At 57.9% G+C, this 14,502-nt stretch carries 12 protein-coding genes; 5 read left to right on the top strand and 7 right to left on the bottom strand.

Translation table 11 applies throughout. The features are described 5' to 3' along the window. Positions 1-777, top strand: coding sequence for an EAL domain-containing protein (locus FGU71_RS13570; protein ID WP_234035794.1), 777 nt, complete (start codon positions 1-3; stop codon positions 775-777). A 123-nt stretch (positions 778-900) separates the two neighbouring features. On the opposite strand, the gene FGU71_RS13565 is transcribed toward FGU71_RS13570, so the two are convergent. The 3 genes from FGU71_RS13565 to FGU71_RS13555 form a co-directional block, all read right to left on the bottom strand. Next, positions 901-1,674: an SDR family NAD(P)-dependent oxidoreductase gene (locus FGU71_RS13565; protein WP_142789309.1), complete on the bottom strand. Its 774-nt coding sequence runs from the start codon at positions 1,672-1,674 to the stop codon at positions 901-903. A gap of 363 nt (positions 1,675-2,037) precedes the next feature. Then, on the bottom strand, positions 2,038-5,520 hold the full coding sequence (gene mfd / locus FGU71_RS13560) for a transcription-repair coupling factor (RefSeq protein WP_142789308.1): 3,483 nt from the start codon (positions 5,518-5,520) through the stop codon (positions 2,038-2,040). A 59-nt stretch (positions 5,521-5,579) separates the two neighbouring features. Further along, positions 5,580-5,858 (bottom strand): FAD assembly factor SdhE, encoded by a 279-nt coding sequence (locus FGU71_RS13555; RefSeq protein WP_142789307.1) that lies wholly within the window; start codon positions 5,856-5,858, stop codon positions 5,580-5,582. Between the two features lie 55 nt (positions 5,859-5,913). Here FGU71_RS13555 and recG point away from each other — a divergent pair, with 55 nt between their 5' ends. Beyond that, complete coding sequence (gene recG, locus FGU71_RS13550; protein ID WP_142789306.1) at positions 5,914-7,977, top strand: ATP-dependent DNA helicase RecG; 2,064 nt, start codon at positions 5,914-5,916, stop codon at positions 7,975-7,977. On the opposite strand, the gene FGU71_RS13545 is transcribed toward recG, so the two are convergent. Then, entirely contained in the window at positions 7,974-8,474 is a 501-nt protein-coding gene (locus FGU71_RS13545; protein ID WP_142789305.1) for a low molecular weight protein-tyrosine-phosphatase, read from the bottom strand. The two genes, recG and FGU71_RS13545, sit on opposite strands and share 4 nt — an antisense overlap. A gap of 67 nt (positions 8,475-8,541) precedes the next feature. On the opposite strand from FGU71_RS13545, the gene FGU71_RS13540 reads away from it, so the two are divergent. Continuing rightward, complete coding sequence (locus FGU71_RS13540; RefSeq protein ID WP_142789304.1) at positions 8,542-10,317, top strand: DUF885 domain-containing protein; 1,776 nt, start codon at positions 8,542-8,544, stop codon at positions 10,315-10,317. Here the strand turns inward: FGU71_RS13540 and FGU71_RS13535 are convergent. The 3 genes from FGU71_RS13535 to FGU71_RS13525 all read right to left on the bottom strand — a co-directional run bounded on the left by FGU71_RS13535 (position 10,314) and on the right by FGU71_RS13525 (position 12,916). Next, positions 10,314-11,672 carry an ABC1 kinase family protein gene (locus FGU71_RS13535; protein ID WP_142789303.1) on the bottom strand — a complete coding sequence of 453 codons (1,359 nt, stop codon included), beginning with the start codon at positions 11,670-11,672 and terminating at the stop codon, positions 10,314-10,316. The two genes, FGU71_RS13540 and FGU71_RS13535, sit on opposite strands and share 4 nt — an antisense overlap. Positions 11,673-11,827: 155 nt before the next feature. Continuing rightward, a complete protein-coding gene (locus FGU71_RS13530) occupies positions 11,828-12,010 on the bottom strand; it encodes a YqaE/Pmp3 family membrane protein (RefSeq protein ID WP_325053191.1) in 183 nt (60 codons plus the stop codon). Positions 12,011-12,142: 132 nt separating this feature from the next. Next, positions 12,143-12,916, bottom strand: coding sequence for an SDR family NAD(P)-dependent oxidoreductase (locus tag FGU71_RS13525; RefSeq protein WP_142789302.1), 774 nt, complete (start codon positions 12,914-12,916; stop codon positions 12,143-12,145). Between the two features lie 77 nt (positions 12,917-12,993). Here FGU71_RS13525 and FGU71_RS13520 point away from each other — a divergent pair, with 77 nt between their 5' ends. Continuing rightward, on the top strand, positions 12,994-13,449 hold the full coding sequence (locus FGU71_RS13520) for a DUF3429 domain-containing protein (protein WP_142789301.1): 456 nt from the start codon (positions 12,994-12,996) through the stop codon (positions 13,447-13,449). Between the two features lie 71 nt (positions 13,450-13,520). Continuing rightward, complete coding sequence (gene thyA, locus FGU71_RS13515; protein WP_142789300.1) at positions 13,521-14,462, top strand: thymidylate synthase; 942 nt, start codon at positions 13,521-13,523, stop codon at positions 14,460-14,462. The last annotated feature ends 40 nt before the right edge of the window (positions 14,463-14,502 follow it).

The following is a 14,502-nucleotide window of genomic DNA, read 5'->3' as shown; positions in this document are numbered from 1 at the left end:
GTGAAGGAATCGGCGCTCGACAGCGATCTGCTGAGCGCGCTTGACCGATCAGAGATCGAGGTCCTGTTTCAGCCCCAGTTTTCAGGCAGCACCGGTGCCGTTGTCGGCGCAGAGGCTTTATCGCGGTGGAAGCACCCGACATTGGGAGAGATTGGCGCGCGCGATCTGTTTGCCATTGCCGAACGGGCCGCCTTGGTCGCGCCGCTATCGCGTCATGTCGTGGCCCGCGCGTTGGAAAACGCAGCTGCATGGCCGGAAGAATTAAGCCTGTCGCTGAACATCACACCCGAAGAATTGGGCAACCCCCGCTTTGCGGCCGATTTTGCGGAATTGATCGGGCGCAGTGAAATTGCACCGTCGCGGCTGATGCTGGAGATTACAGAGGATCTGCTGCTGCGAAATTTGAAGCAGGCAAGCGAGGCGCTGGGCGCGCTGCGCAGTCTGGGTTTTCGCACGGCGCTGGACGATTTTGGCGCGGGCTTCTGCAATTTTAGATATCTGCGTGAATTGCCATTGGACGCGATCAAGCTCGACAAAATCATGGTCGAAGGCGTGCCGGGCGATCCTAAAGCGCTGGCGGTGTTCCGGGCGATCATCGCGCTCGCTCGCGCGCTTGAGCTTGATGTTTATGCCGAGGGTATTGAAAGCGAGATTCAGCGCGTGGCGATCATCTCGGAAGGGTGCGAATATTGGCAGGGTTTCCTGCGTGCACAGCCGATGAAAAGCGAACAGGTGCTGGCTTTGGCCAGAACAGCGCGCGGCCGCGGGCATGGGTGAGGGCACGTTGTTGCTGCGCCCGATCATTCGCTAAGCGGACTTTTATGGCTATTCGTGGCCCTCAATTGGATCAAAAGATCGTTTGGCCTGGATATGATTGGGCTTAAAGGCGGACTGCCACACCTAAAGTGCCGTCAATCCGCCGTCGATCACATTTACCGAACCAGTGGTATAGGTGCTTTCGTCACTGGCTAGAAAGACCGCGAGGTTCGCGACTTCCTCATTTGTCCCGTAACGAGCCATGGGGACCATGGCCTCAATCCGCGCCCTAGCGGACTCCGGTCCATTGGTTGAGAGCTGGTTTTCTACAGACGCAATCATCCTGTTATCGATCGGACCGGGATTGATCGTGTTCACGCGGATTCTATCCGGTGCAAGCTCGGCCGCTGCGGTGCGCATCATGCCGATCACCGCGTGCTTACTGGCGCAATAGGCGCTGAGGCCCGGAAAGCCGGTAAGCCCTGCTGTAGACGACGTGATCATGATGGACCCGCCGCCGCGTTTCTTCAGGTGAGGAATAGCGTGATGGAGCAGGTTCCAGACCCCAATCACGTTTGGCTGCAAAACGTCGAGCACGTCCTTTTGTGTCTGCTCTTCGATTGGCTGTATTACGCCCTCGATGCCAGCATTTGCGAACACAACGTCGAGACCCCCAAATCGCTCGGCGGTCGCCTCGATGGAGGCTTTCGTCTGTTCCTCATCCACAACGTCTGCGGTAAAATACGAGAGACGGTCGCCAGAGCCGAGGCGCTTCGCACTCTTTGCCAGCTTGTCAGAATTGCGGCCCGTCATCATCACGCTTGCGCCTTCATCCAGGAATCGCCGGACGCTTGCCTCGCCAATCCCGCCAGTGGCCCCGGTGATGATCGCAATCTTGCCCTTTAATCTATCTCCCATACTGATCTCCCATCGTGATCTCCCTTGCTGATCAACACGCAAGGCTACGTCGAAACCCGGCGGCGGCCATCCGTAATATCCGAAGATTTAGCCGCAGGCGCGCAAGGAGAGGTGCCAGGCCGCGCTTCACAATCGCATTAGGCAGCGGCCGAATTTGATCAATCGAGCGTTTACAACACCGATTCCGGACGCGCCGTAGCCATGTGGTTACGACCCGGTATCGAATCTGATGGCGCTGTGATCGATGTGGGTTTCAAAGGAATGCCGCGCCCAGATTTGATTGGTCGCCGCCAACTCATAAGAGGGTAGGCGCCGAAAGGTGAGGGCAGGCTAAACTGCGCAAAACTCACAAGCCCTTACGGTTTAAGCCGCCTTCTTGTGCGCCTTCTTCACGATACCGCTCAATCCCTTGGTCAGTTGGAACAGCCCATTGAGGCGGCTTTGCGGATCGCCCCATGCGCGGTTGATGACCAGCTTCATGTCCGGGCGCAATTTCGCGGTCCCTGCCAAGCGGTCGACATAGGCGATCAGGCCGGGGCCATCGGGGAAATCGTCATTGTGGAACGTCACCAGCGTGCCGCGCGCGCCGACGTCAATCTTTGCGATATTTGCAGTTATGGCCTGATGCTTGATCTCGATCAGGCGGATCAGATTTTTGGTCGGCTCCGGCAAATCGCCAAACCGGTCGATCATCTCTGCGGCCATGCTTTCAATTTCTGCGCTGTCCTGAGCCTGATTCAAACGGCGATAGAGCGCCATACGCACCGCAAGATCGGGCACGTATTCCTCTGGGATCATAATCGGCGCATCGACAGTGATCTGGGGCGAGACTTTGTCTTTGGCGGCTTCAAGCCCCATTTCACCCGCTTTGGCGGCCAAAATCGCATCTTCGAGCATGGATTGGTACAGTTCGAAACCAACCTCGCGGATGTGACCCGATTGTTCATCGCCAAGCAAATTGCCTGCACCGCGAATATCAAGATCGTGGCTCGCCAGCTGGAAACCGGCACCCAGACTATCGAGATCGCCGAGCACCTTGAGGCGCTTTTCTGCGATCTCTGAAAGCTGCACGTCTTTCTCATAGGAAAGATATGCATAGGCGCGCAGTTTCGCCCGGCCCACGCGCCCGCGCAGCTGATATAGCTGTGCCAGACCAAAGCGGTCAGCACGGTGAATGATGATTGTATTCGCGCTGGGCAGATCCAGCCCGCTCTCCACGATGGTGGTCGAAAGCAGAACTTCGTATTTGCCTTCGTAAAATGCGCTCATGCGCTCTTCGATTTCGCCTGCGCCCATCTGGCCGTGGGCAGAGATCGGCTTAACCTCGGGCACATTTTCGCGCAGCCATTCCTCGACATCGGCCATGTCGGAAATGCGCGGCACGACAATAAAACTTTGACCGCCGCGATGGTGTTCCCGCAGCAACGCCTCGCGCATCACCATATCATCCCATTCCATGACGTATGTACGCACGGCGAGACGATCGACTGGCGGGGTCTGGATGGTGGACAGTTCGCGCAGACCCGTCATCGCCATCTGCAAGGTGCGCGGGATGGGCGTGGCGGTGAGGGTCAGCATGTGGACGTCAGAGCGCAGCTGTTTCAGCTTCTCTTTATGCGTGACGCCAAAACGCTGTTCTTCATCAACAATCACGAGGCCGAGATTTCCGAACTCGGTCGATTTGGAAAGGATCGCGTGGGTTCCGACGATGATATCGATATCGCCGCTGGCCAACCCTTCGCGGGTTTCCGCCATTTCCTTGGCTGAAACGAGACGGGAAAGACGCCCGACTTTAAGCGGGAAGCCAGCGAAGCGTTCGGTAAAGTTCTGATAATGCTGACGTGCGAGCAAAGTCGTGGGGGCCACCACTGCGACCTGTTGCCCGCTCATCGCCGCAACGAATGCGGCGCGCAAGGCGACTTCGGTTTTGCCAAAACCAACATCGCCGCAAACGAGGCGGTCCATCGGTTTGCCGCTTTCCAGATCGCGCAGAACATCGGCGATGGCGGCATCCTGATCGTCGGTTTCTTCCCATGGGAAACGATCGACGAACTGGTTGAAGCTTGCTTCTTCGGCTTCGAAGACCGGTGCTTTTTTCAGCGCGCGTTCCGCGGCGACTTTCATCAATTCGCCGGCAATCGCAGTGATGCGTTCTTTCAGCTTGGCGCGGCGTTTTTGCCATGCTTCACCGCCCAGCCGATCAAGTTGGACGGCTTCCTCGCTGGAGCCATAGCGGGAGAGCACGTCGATATTCTCGACGGGAATGAACAATTTGTCGCCGCCGCGATATTCCAGCGCAACGCAATCATGCTGGCTTTTGCCGACGGCAACCGGGTCCAGACCGAGATATTTGCCAATCCCGTGTTCGACATGGACCACCAAATCGCCGCGTGTAAGCGCCTGCAGTTCGGCCAGAAACGCGTCGGAATCCTTGCGCTTCTTTTTCCGGCGGACGAGCCTGTCGCCCAGAACGTCCTGCTCTGTCAGGATTTCCAGATCGCTGTTGGCAAAGCCTGCTTCAAGGGGGAGAACCATCGCGGCGGTTTTGCCCTTGGCGGCGAGGCCGAGGGCTTCCTGCCACGTGTCGGCCAGCGTCGTTTCGCAGCCCGCTTCGGACAGGATCGATGCAATGCGTGACCGGCTGCCAGTGGAATAGGCGGCGAAAAGCGGTCTGCGGCCCGATTTCGCGATCTCTTTGAAGTGCTTTGCCGCCGCGTCATAGATATTGTCGCCGCGCCCGCGCTCCGGGGTGAAATCACGTGCGGCCTTAAACCCGAAATCGAGGTTCGTGTCGCTTTCAGGAGCCGAGAATATGCTGGCGCGGTGGGCGGCAGCCGATTTCAGAGCGCTCTCGAATTCATCCTTGCCGACATAAAGCGCGGTGGGATCAATCGGGCGATAGCTGCCGCTCTTTTCGCTGGCGATCCGCCCGCGTTGCTCGTGATAATCGCTGATATCGGTCAGGCGCTCTTCTGCGGCGCCGATGGCGGCCTGATCAATCACGATCAGATCATCGTCCGACACATGGTCGAACAAGGTTGAAAGCCGTTCTTCAAACAGCGGCAACCAATGTTCCATTCCGGCCAGTCGCCGGCCATCGCTTACCGCTTCGTAAAGCGGATCCTGTGTGGCGGTAGCGCCAAACATTTCGCGGTATCGCGACCGGAACCTTTTGATGCTGTCATCATCAATCAGCGCTTCGGATGCGGGCAACAAAAGGTGCGAATCCAACCGTCCGATCGACCGCTGCGTGCCGGGATCGAACAGCCGCAGGCTTTCCAGCTCGTCACCAAAAAAATCGAGCCGCAGGCCGGATTCAAGCGACGACGGAAAGATATCGACAATCGAACCGCGCACCGCGAATTCGCCGTGGTCGATTACCGTGTCAGTGCGCGAATATCCCTGCCGGGTGAGCAACGCAGAAAGGCTGTCATGCCCGATCGACGTGCCCGGTTTAAATTGACGCACGCTTTCGCGAATACGAAACGGGGTCAGCACCCGTTGCAGTGCAGCGTTGACCGTGGTGACAAGCAATTGCGATCCGCCAGCGGGATGCTGCAGTTTGAACAACGCGGAAAGCCGCGCCGCGCTAACGGAAAGGGCAGGTGATGCCCGGTCATAGGGGAGGCAATCCCATGCAGGCAGCTCCAGCACCTCGACCTCTGGTGCAAAAAACCTTGCCGCTTCGGCCACAGATTTCATGGAAGCATCGTCGGCGGCAATAAATACAGCGCGCTGTTTTGCCGCGCGTGCCATATCGCCGAGGATAAGCGGAACCGCGCCGCGTGGCAGCGACGAAAGCGTAAGCGGAGTTTCCGCCGCCAGGATGCGGTTCAGATCGGGCATGTCTGCTCAGTAAAAGGTCGGGGACACGAGCTGTTCCCGATTTAGAAAGGACGCAGCGATTAGCGCGGGATATCGACGTAGTCGAGCGCTTGCATTTTTTCGATCTGCTCGCCTTGGAATTTTTCGGGCACCGGTGCTGTTTTAAGCGCCCATGCCATCACGTCCACGTCATCTTCGGCCAGCAATTCTTCAAACCATTCCAGCGTCGGGTGATCCCATTCTGACGCGTAGCGATCGAAGAAACCGCCGATCATATAATCGGCTTCGCGCGTGCCGCGATGCCATGCGCGGAACTTTGCGCGCGCCAGTCGGGCTTCGAATGTGGGCATATCCGTCATGCAGGGCCAAGTAAGGCACTCGGCAATCGCGTTCAAGACGGTATAGAGTGTTCTTATGCGTCCAGAGGCCCTCAATCCGCTGTTTATCGAAGCCCGCGACCTTGATGGGGTTGGGCCCAAGATGATGAAGCCGCTGGAGAAGCTGGGCCTGACCCGCGTCAAGGATCTGGCCTATCATCTGCCTGAACGATTTGTGACCCGCCGCGTGATTGCCGATCTGGATGAAGGGGGCGAGGGTGAGCAGGTTGTTATTGCGCTGACCCCGACCGAGCACCGCGCCAGCCGCAACCCGGGCAGAGGCCCTTACCGGGTGCTGGCTCAGGATGACGCGGGCAATATCTGTGCGCTGACATATTTCGGGCGGGCATCCTACACCGCGAAGAAACAATTGCCGGTGGGCGAAAAACGCTGGGTTGCCGGACGTCTCGATCGATACGGCGATATGTTGCAGATTGTACATCCGGATCATGTCGAGAAAGACAGCGCGGCGCATATGGGGCGGCTGGTCGAACCCGTCTACGCGCTATCCGAGGGGCTGACCCAGCCGCGCGTCGCATCGCTAACGGCGCAAGCGTTGGAACGGTTACCGGATCTGCCGGAGTGGATTGAAAGAGGCCAGTTCGAACGCGAAAGCTGGCCTGCATGGCGCGATGCGTTGAAACTGGCGCATAAAGATATGAACGAGCCCGCCCGTGACCGGTTGGCCTATGATGAACTGCTCGCCAACAGTCTGGCTTTGTTGATGGTAAAGGCCGAGGGGCGGCGGCGTAAAGGTCAGGCCTTGGCAGGCGATGGCAATCTGCGCGCAAAGCTGGATCTGCCATTTGAAATGACCGGCGCACAGAAGCGCTCGATCAAAGAGATCGAAGGCGATCTACAGCAGGAATCGCCCATGCTGCGCCTGTTACAAGGCGATGTCGGCGCGGGTAAAACGGTTGTTGCGCTCGCGGCGATGCTGATCGCGGTTGAGGCTGGCAAGCAAGCGGCAATGCTTGCGCCGACAGAGATATTAGCCCGTCAGCATTTCGAGACTCTGCGCAAAATGGCTGCGCCAACAGGTGCAGAGGTCGCGATCCTTACAGGCCGGGCCAAGGGTAAGGAACGCGAAGGCATTCTGATGGGATTGCTTGATGGATCGATCGATATTCTCGTGGGTACGCATTCGATTTTTCAGGATACGGTCAATTATAAAGATCTCGGCCTGGTGGTGATTGACGAGCAACACCGCTTTGGAGTCCAGCAACGGCTTGCACTGGCGGCAAAGGGAAAGCGCGCGCCGCACACGCTGGCGATGACAGCGACGCCAATCCCGCGCAGCCTGACACTTGCGCAATATGGCGAAATGGATGTGAGCCGTCTTGATGAGCTTCCGCCCGGCAGGCAGGCGATTGATACGCGCGTTATCTCGCAGGATCGGTTGGAAGATATGGCCGCTGGTGTCGAAAGGCATTTGGCCAGCGGTCAGCAGGCCTATTGGGTGTGCCCGATGGTGCGCGAAAACGAGACGGACGATATCGCTGCGGCAGAGGCGCGTTATTCCTGGTTGAAAGAGCGGTTCGGCGATGATGTGGTGATGGTGCACGGTCAGCTGCCGCCTGATATCAAAGACGCCAATATGGAACGCTTTGCCAGCGGCGGCGCAAAATTGCTGGTCGCGACGACTGTGATCGAAGTCGGTGTGGATGTGCCGTCTTCAACGCTGATGGTGATTGAACAGGCTGAACGGTTTGGGCTGGCACAGCTTCACCAGCTGCGCGGACGCGTGGGGCGGGGATCGGAAAAGTCGGTCTGCGTGTTGATGCGCGGCAATGAATTGTCCGAAACGGGCCGCAAACGGTTGGCGTTGATGCGGGAAACGCAGGACGGGTTTCGCATCGCTGAGGAAGATTTGGAGCTGCGCGGCGGCGGCGAATTGTTGGGCACGCGGCAATCGGGTGATGCGGCATTCCGGGTCGCCAATCTGGAACAGGTGCAAAAATTACTCCCCGTCGCTCATGCCGATGCGCGGTTGCTTATTGATCGCGATGGCGGACTTACGAGCGAGCGCGGCGAGGCCGCGCGAATATTGCTATATCTGTTCGAGCGCGATTGGGGCGTTCAATTGCTGCGCGGCGGTTAGAAACGGGCTTCGGCGCCGCTTTCTTCAAACGCTTTGACAAGGGCTGCGACCGCGGTTTGGATTTCTGCCCACACCGCTTGGAAATCGCTTTCATCGCCGTAATACGGGTCTGGCACCGGTTCGCCTGATCGCCCCTCTACCGCGTCCATCAAAAGCGATACATTGGCGCTCGCGTCTCGGGGCTCTTGCGCTTTGACCCCGGCCAGATTGGCTGTATCCAGCGCAAAGATATGGGTGAATTCATAGAAATCCTGCGGCTGAAGCTGGCGTCCGCGCAGAGCGGCAATGTCCACGCCGTGCGCCATTGCGGTGGCGATCGCGCGGCTGTCTGGTGGCTCTCCGATATGGTACGCAGCGGTGCCAACCGAATCTACGCGGGCTTCAATGCCTGCGTTTTCGGCAGCCGCACGAAAAGCGCCCTCAACCATCGGAGAGCGGCAGATATTGCCCAGGCATACGAAAAGCACGCTGAGCGGGGGACGAGCGTGGTCTGTCATGACCGACCCATAATGCACCAATTGCAACGTACTCAATACGCACCATAGAAAAGATGGAGTAAAGATTATGCGCCTGTTAACCATGGGGGCCGTGCTGGCTCTGGCTCCGATTGCGCCGGTATTTGCCGGACCCATCGAAGATTACGAGGCGCTGCGCGAAGAAGTGTGGGAGGCGACGCTTGATAGCGATCCCCAGCTTGCCAGCAGCATCGGGGATCGCCGGGGTGACGGGCAATTGGGCGATTTATCGCTTGCCGAATATGACCGCGTTGTCGCGGAAACTCGCGCTTTTCTGGCCCGACTCGATGCGATTGATGCCGATGATCTGACGCGCGATCTGAAAGTTGATTATGCGATCCTGAAAAGCAGTTTCGAAGATCAGCTGGCAGGCGCGGATTTCGATCATAACCGCTACATCCTGTTCACCAATCGCGGCGGCTGGTTCTCCGGCTTTGCGTCGCTGCCGTACCGGTCTGCGTTTTTCACCAAAGCCGATTATCAAAGCTACATCGCCCGTCTGAGAGCATTCAGGGCGTATAACGCAGATGGGATCGCCCGCAGCCGAAAAGCGGTTGAGCTGGGCCTGACCCAGCCTTGCGAGCCAATGCAGGGGTTTGATGCGCGCATCGCGCAGCAGATCACAGGCGATTACACGGTCTCGCCGTTCTGGGAGCCCTTTGCCGCAGAAAAGCCGGGCTCTGTTTCGGAAGAGGACTGGAGCGCGCTTAAAGCCTCGGCTGCCGACGCCATCCAAACCGGTGTCTTGCCGGCTTATGAAAACTTTCTGGCATTCTATCGCCACGAATATGAGCCCAAATGCCGGGCCGGTACGCCCGGTATCCTAGCCACGCCCAATGGCGATGAATATTACGCTTACCGTGTGCGCAGTTTCACCACCACCGACATGACGCCGGACGAAGTCCACAATCTGGGCCTGTCCGAAGTCGCGCGCATCCGCGCCGAAATGGTAGAAGTCGCGACCGAGGCAGGTTTTGAAACCCGCGAAGCGTTTATCGAACATCTGCGCACCGACCCGCAATATTACATGACGGATGAGCAGGAATATCTGCGTTACACGCAGGCGCTGGCGAAAAAGATCGACGGGTTCATGCCCAAACTGTTCGGGCGCTTGCCGCGCCAGCCCTATACCGTGGACCCGATCCCTGCTGCGAATGCGCCGGGCAACACCACCGCTTATTATGAACCGGGGTCTTTAGAGACGGGGCAGGCGGGCATTTACCGGCTTAACCTGACCGAACTGGACCAGCGCCCCTTGTGGGAATTGCCCGCTCTCGGCGTGCACGAGGCTGTACCGGGCCACCACCATCAGATCGCGTTGCAACAGGAACTCGATATCCACCCGCTGCGCGCCAACGGCACATTTTTCACCGCATTTGTCGAAGGCTGGGGGCTGTATTCTGAGCGTCTGGGGATCGAGATGGGGCTGTATGATACACCCGCCAAACAGATGGGCCGTTTGAGTTATGAAATGTGGCGGGCGACGCGGCTGGTGGTTGATACCGGACTTCATTCCAAAGGTTGGAGCAAACGCCAAGCGGTCGATTACATGCTCGATAACACCGCGCTTTCGCCTGCGAATATTGACGCGGAGGTAAACCGTTACATGACATGGCCCGGCCAAGCGCTGGCGTACAAAATCGGTGAGCTGAAAATCCGCGAATTGCGCAGCCGCGCCGAAACGGCGCTTGGCGCAGATTTCGATTTGCGCGCGTTCCACGATGCGGTGCTTGAAAACGGTTCAATCCCGCTTTCGGTGCTTGAGGATTACATCGACAACTGGATCGAAGCGCAATTGGTGCTGCAAGAACCCCGGTCTGATTAAGCGGCCTTGGCCGGGAGGGGTTTGGTCGATCCAAGCACGTCCTCGGTCATGCGGCGAATATTGACCTGCGCTTTCAATCGCGCGCCAAGCAGCGCGGTGCCGCTGACCTTGCGTTGGACGAACAGGGTTTCGACAGGCGGAAACGCCCACGTATCCTTGTCCTGCGCAATTGCCAGACCTTCATCGCGCAGCAGCGGGATAAAGGCGCGGTCACCGAAATCAAACGGCTTGTCTTCGCGCATTTCATTGATGACAATATCGATCATGCGGTTCACCCGTTCCGGGTGTTTTTCGGCGACGATTGGCATCATGAAACCGGATTCAATGGTCGCTTGGAGTACTTCCTCGCGGTTTCCTTTAAGGCCTGCGATCAACATTTTGCGATAGCCGTTTGAAACATCGGGATCGACATCACGGCAGGCGCCAAAATCAAGCAGCACGATTTCGCCTGTGCTGGGCCGATAACGGAAATTGGCAAAGTTCGGATCGGTCTGCATGACACCGAAATCGAACAATTCCCGCGCTACAAGCTCCATCAGGCGGGCCATCGTTTCATCGCGGCGCGCCTCGGTTTCATGCTCCAGCTCTTCGATGCTGACGCCTTCTTCGAAACTCATCGCCAGAATGCGATCCCGCGTTAGACCGTCATGGAGTTTTGGCACAACAAAGCCCGGTACGCCTTTCAGCTTTTCCCGATACAGCTCCATCTGCGCGCCTTCGCGGCGATAATCGGCTTCTTCGTGAAGCTGTTTTTTCGCCTCTGCCAGCAGCGCATCGATTTCCAGTTCAGGCGGGGCAAATCCAGCCACTTTCAGCAGGGTCATGACATTATCGACATCACTGTCGATGCTTTCCGCGATGCCCGGATATTGCACCTTGATGGCCAGTTCTTCGCCATCTCGCGTCAGCGCCTTATGCACCTGGCCGATGGAGGCTGCGGCGATGGGCCGGGGGTTGAACCAACGGAACTGCTTACGCCAATCGGCCCCCCATTCTGACCTGAGCACCGTATCCAGTTGTCGTGCCGGCATAAAGTTTGCCTGATCGCGCAGCGTCGCGAGAATATCGGCAAGTTCCTTTGGCAGGAAATCGCCCGAATCCATGCTGATCATCTGGCCCATCTTCATCGCCGCACCGCGCAAATGCGAGAGACGATCTGTCATGCGTTGAACATTGCCGGGGGTCAGCATCAGGTCGCGCGCCGAAATACCTTCGCCCTTCGCCAGTCGCCGCGCGCCTTCGGCAACCATGCCGCCGGCAACGCCGCTGGCGAGCCTGCCGAAACTGGCAAAGCGCGAAACGCGGCCAGACGGGACGGCGCGTTCGCGAGATTTATCGTTCTTGTCGTCGTTCATTGGATCTCAATGCGCCTCAATTGACTGCTTGCCTATGTAACGGTGAGACCGGCGGAATGATCCCGCCTGAATACGCCGCCAGCACGACGAAAGCCCGGAACCAGGTCCGGGCCTTCGCCTCTCGGTAATCGCCGAGTGAATTTTTGTGTATGCGGTTACGCGAGTGAGCGCGCTTCGCCTGACACGTAATTGACGTATACGGCGTGGATCAGACCGGGGACGAAGAACAGCAGCGTCAGGATCAGATTGATCCAGAAATCAGATGTGAGACCTTTTTTCATGGCCACGCCAAGCGGCGGCAAAAGAACGGTCGCGATGACTGTGATAAATTCGATCATTTCGGTATTCCTTGAAACTGGTATTTGCGGGCGATCAGTCGCGCCGACATTCAACCAATTAACGGTTATCCAGGCCGAAATGTTCCAGAAAACTATTTGGAACCAATAGCTTGCCTGTGCGTTAGGGCACGGTCAGCTGATTGACAGTCCGCCATCAACTGGCAGGCTTTGCCCGGTGATGTAATCGCTGTGCGATGAGGCCCAGAAGACAGCGAGCCCTTCGAGACCGGTGTGATCGCCTGAGCGCCGAAGCGGGATGCGTTTTTCCATCCACGCGGCGAATTTGGGGTCGGCTTTCGCGGTGATGTCCGTCTCGTAAAACCCGAACAACAAGGCGTTGGCAGTGATTTTATACCGGGCAAGCTCGAAAGCCGCGCCGCGAGTAAGCCCGTTGAGCGCTGCCTTTGACGCGGCGTAATCGGATGACCGGTTCACCCCCATGATCGACTGATCAGAAGAGGTCGCGATCAGTTTTCCTCCTGCATCGCCATTCTGCGCTCGTTCAATCATGTGGCGCGACACATGTTTGTACACCAGCGCAGGACCGCGAGCGTTCACGGCCATCGTGTTGTCCCAGCCGCTTTGCGTGATGTCGGGAATGGCCGTGCCCGCGCCCGAAATCCCGGCATTGGCAAAACACGCATCAATCCTGCCAAATGCAGCCAAAGTTGCGGCCATCGCGGATTCGATCTGCGTTTCGTCGGTCACGTCGCATTGCAGAGCTTTGATTTCGCCTGTGCCGATTGAGCGCAATTCGAGCATCGCCCGGGCATTCTTGGTGTTATTGCGCGCCCAGATCGCGACATTCGCGCCCGCTTTGACTAACCCGCGCGCCATGCCGAGGCCAAGGCCGCCATTGCCGCCGGTGATGACCGCCACACGGCCCGATAGATCAAACAGTTCCATGCCTGCTTTCGTGGCGTAAAGCGCGCGATCTCGCAAGCCAGCGGGAACCGCGAGCGGCTTCTGATGATTGGGCTGGCATGGACGGAACATCTTCACTCACTCCCGCCGCGCGCTGGCTTGGCTATGCCGGGTTGTTGCCGCAAATCATCTGCCTCACGCTGGCTGCGACAGGCCATGAATATGCCTTCACCGCGCTTGCAGGCGGGTTTGCCTATGCAGCGGCGATTTTCAGCTTTCTCGGCGGGGTCTGGTGGGGGCAGGCGATAGCAAGCGGCAAAGCAGGCGCAGGATCGTATCTGGTGGCGGTGATGCCCAGTTTGATCGCCGTTGCGCTGTTTTTGCCGTGGAGTTTCGGTTGGGACTGGCCGGGGCCTGCGCTGATGTATCTGGGCGGATTTATCCTGATGTCGCCCGCGATTGATCGAAAGCTGAACTTTGCAGCGAACGATTTCATGCGGCTGCGGGTGCAATTGTCGGTCGGGCTAGGCGTGCTGACGATCGCGCTTGGTTTTGTGGCAGAGGCAATCGTTTGATCGCTGCATGTGTTGAAATGTGAAAGCGGGCAGGGTGGCAAGCGGCCAAATGCCGCCTATAGCTTTCGCCTATGAAAAGCGCAGCGATTCACGAAATTCATCCTGAACAGCAATATCTCGATCTGATGCAGCAGATTTGGGAGACCGGCAGCCAGCGGGTCGATCGGACCGGTATCGGCACACGCTCGATTGCAGGGGCGATGCTGCGTTATGATCTCGCGGATGGCGCCATGCCTTTGCTCACGACAAAGCGGGTGTACTGGAAAACAGCAACGCGCGAAATGCTGTGGTTCCTTACCGGAGAGACGAATATCCGGCCACTGGTGCTGCAAGGGGTGAAAATCTGGAATGAATGGCCGCACGCCCGCTATGTCAAAGAAAGCGGCGATGATGTCTCGCTTGACGAATTTGTCCAGCGCATTGCCGATGACGAGGCTTTTGCCGCGCGTTGGGGCGATCTGGGGCCGGTCTATGGCAAGCAATGGGTGGATTGGCCGACTTACCGATATCGCAAAGATGGGCTTTACGAGCGCGGTGAAGGCATCAATCAGGTTGCCGAGGTCATTGATAGTCTGCGCAACAATCCCGGCAGCCGCCGCCATATCATCGAAGGGTGGAATGTCGCCGAGCTTGACCGGATGGCATTGCCGCCATGTCACAAGACCTATCAGTTTCACGTTGCAGAAGGCCGCTTGAATTGCATGCTGTATCAGCGCAGCTGTGACGTGGCGCTGGGCCTGCCGTTCAACCTGTGGTCAGCGGCGCTGTTGGTGCGAATGATGGCGCAGCAAGTTGGGCTGGAGCCGGGCGAGCTGGTGTGGATGGGCGGTGATGTTCACCTGTATCTCAATCACGAAGATCTGATCACCGAACAGCTGGGCCGAACGCCTTGCGGAAGCCCAACTCTCGAAATCTCCCGAAAGCCTGAAACAATTTTCGATTACAAAATCGATGATTTTGTGGTGCATGATTACGCGCCGCAGGCCCCGATCAAGGCACCTGTTGCGGTCTGATCTGCGCCGCTTGACCGCGCCGAAATGCTGACATACGCGC

This window comes from Erythrobacter insulae (assembly GCF_007004095.1).
GTDB classification, from domain to species: domain Bacteria; phylum Pseudomonadota; class Alphaproteobacteria; order Sphingomonadales; family Sphingomonadaceae; genus Erythrobacter; species Erythrobacter insulae.
Note: the sequence above shows the minus strand (reverse complement) of the source record. Positions and strands in the feature narration are given on the sequence as shown.

Excerpts from the sequence above, each read along its gene's own strand:
- FGU71_RS13565 (WP_142789309.1), bottom strand. The coding sequence starts at position 1,674 with ATGGGAGATAGATTAAAGGGCAAGATTGCGATCATCACCGGGGCCACT.
- mfd (WP_142789308.1), bottom strand. The coding sequence starts at position 5,520 with ATGCCCGATCTGAACCGCATCCTGGCGGCGGAAACTCCGCTTACGCTT.
- FGU71_RS13555 (WP_142789307.1), bottom strand. The coding sequence starts at position 5,858 with ATGACGGATATGCCCACATTCGAAGCCCGACTGGCGCGCGCAAAGTTC.
- recG (WP_142789306.1), top strand. The coding sequence starts at position 5,914 with ATGCGTCCAGAGGCCCTCAATCCGCTGTTTATCGAAGCCCGCGACCTT.
- FGU71_RS13545 (WP_142789305.1), bottom strand. The coding sequence starts at position 8,474 with ATGACAGACCACGCTCGTCCCCCGCTCAGCGTGCTTTTCGTATGCCTG.
- FGU71_RS13540 (WP_142789304.1), top strand. The coding sequence starts at position 8,542 with ATGCGCCTGTTAACCATGGGGGCCGTGCTGGCTCTGGCTCCGATTGCG.
- FGU71_RS13535 (WP_142789303.1), bottom strand. The coding sequence starts at position 11,672 with ATGAACGACGACAAGAACGATAAATCTCGCGAACGCGCCGTCCCGTCT.
- FGU71_RS13530 (WP_325053191.1), bottom strand. The coding sequence starts at position 12,010 with ATGATCGAATTTATCACAGTCATCGCGACCGTTCTTTTGCCGCCGCTT.
- FGU71_RS13525 (WP_142789302.1), bottom strand. The coding sequence starts at position 12,916 with ATGGAACTGTTTGATCTATCGGGCCGTGTGGCGGTCATCACCGGCGGC.
- FGU71_RS13520 (WP_142789301.1), top strand. The coding sequence starts at position 12,994 with ATGGACGGAACATCTTCACTCACTCCCGCCGCGCGCTGGCTTGGCTAT.
- thyA (WP_142789300.1), top strand. The coding sequence starts at position 13,521 with ATGAAAAGCGCAGCGATTCACGAAATTCATCCTGAACAGCAATATCTC.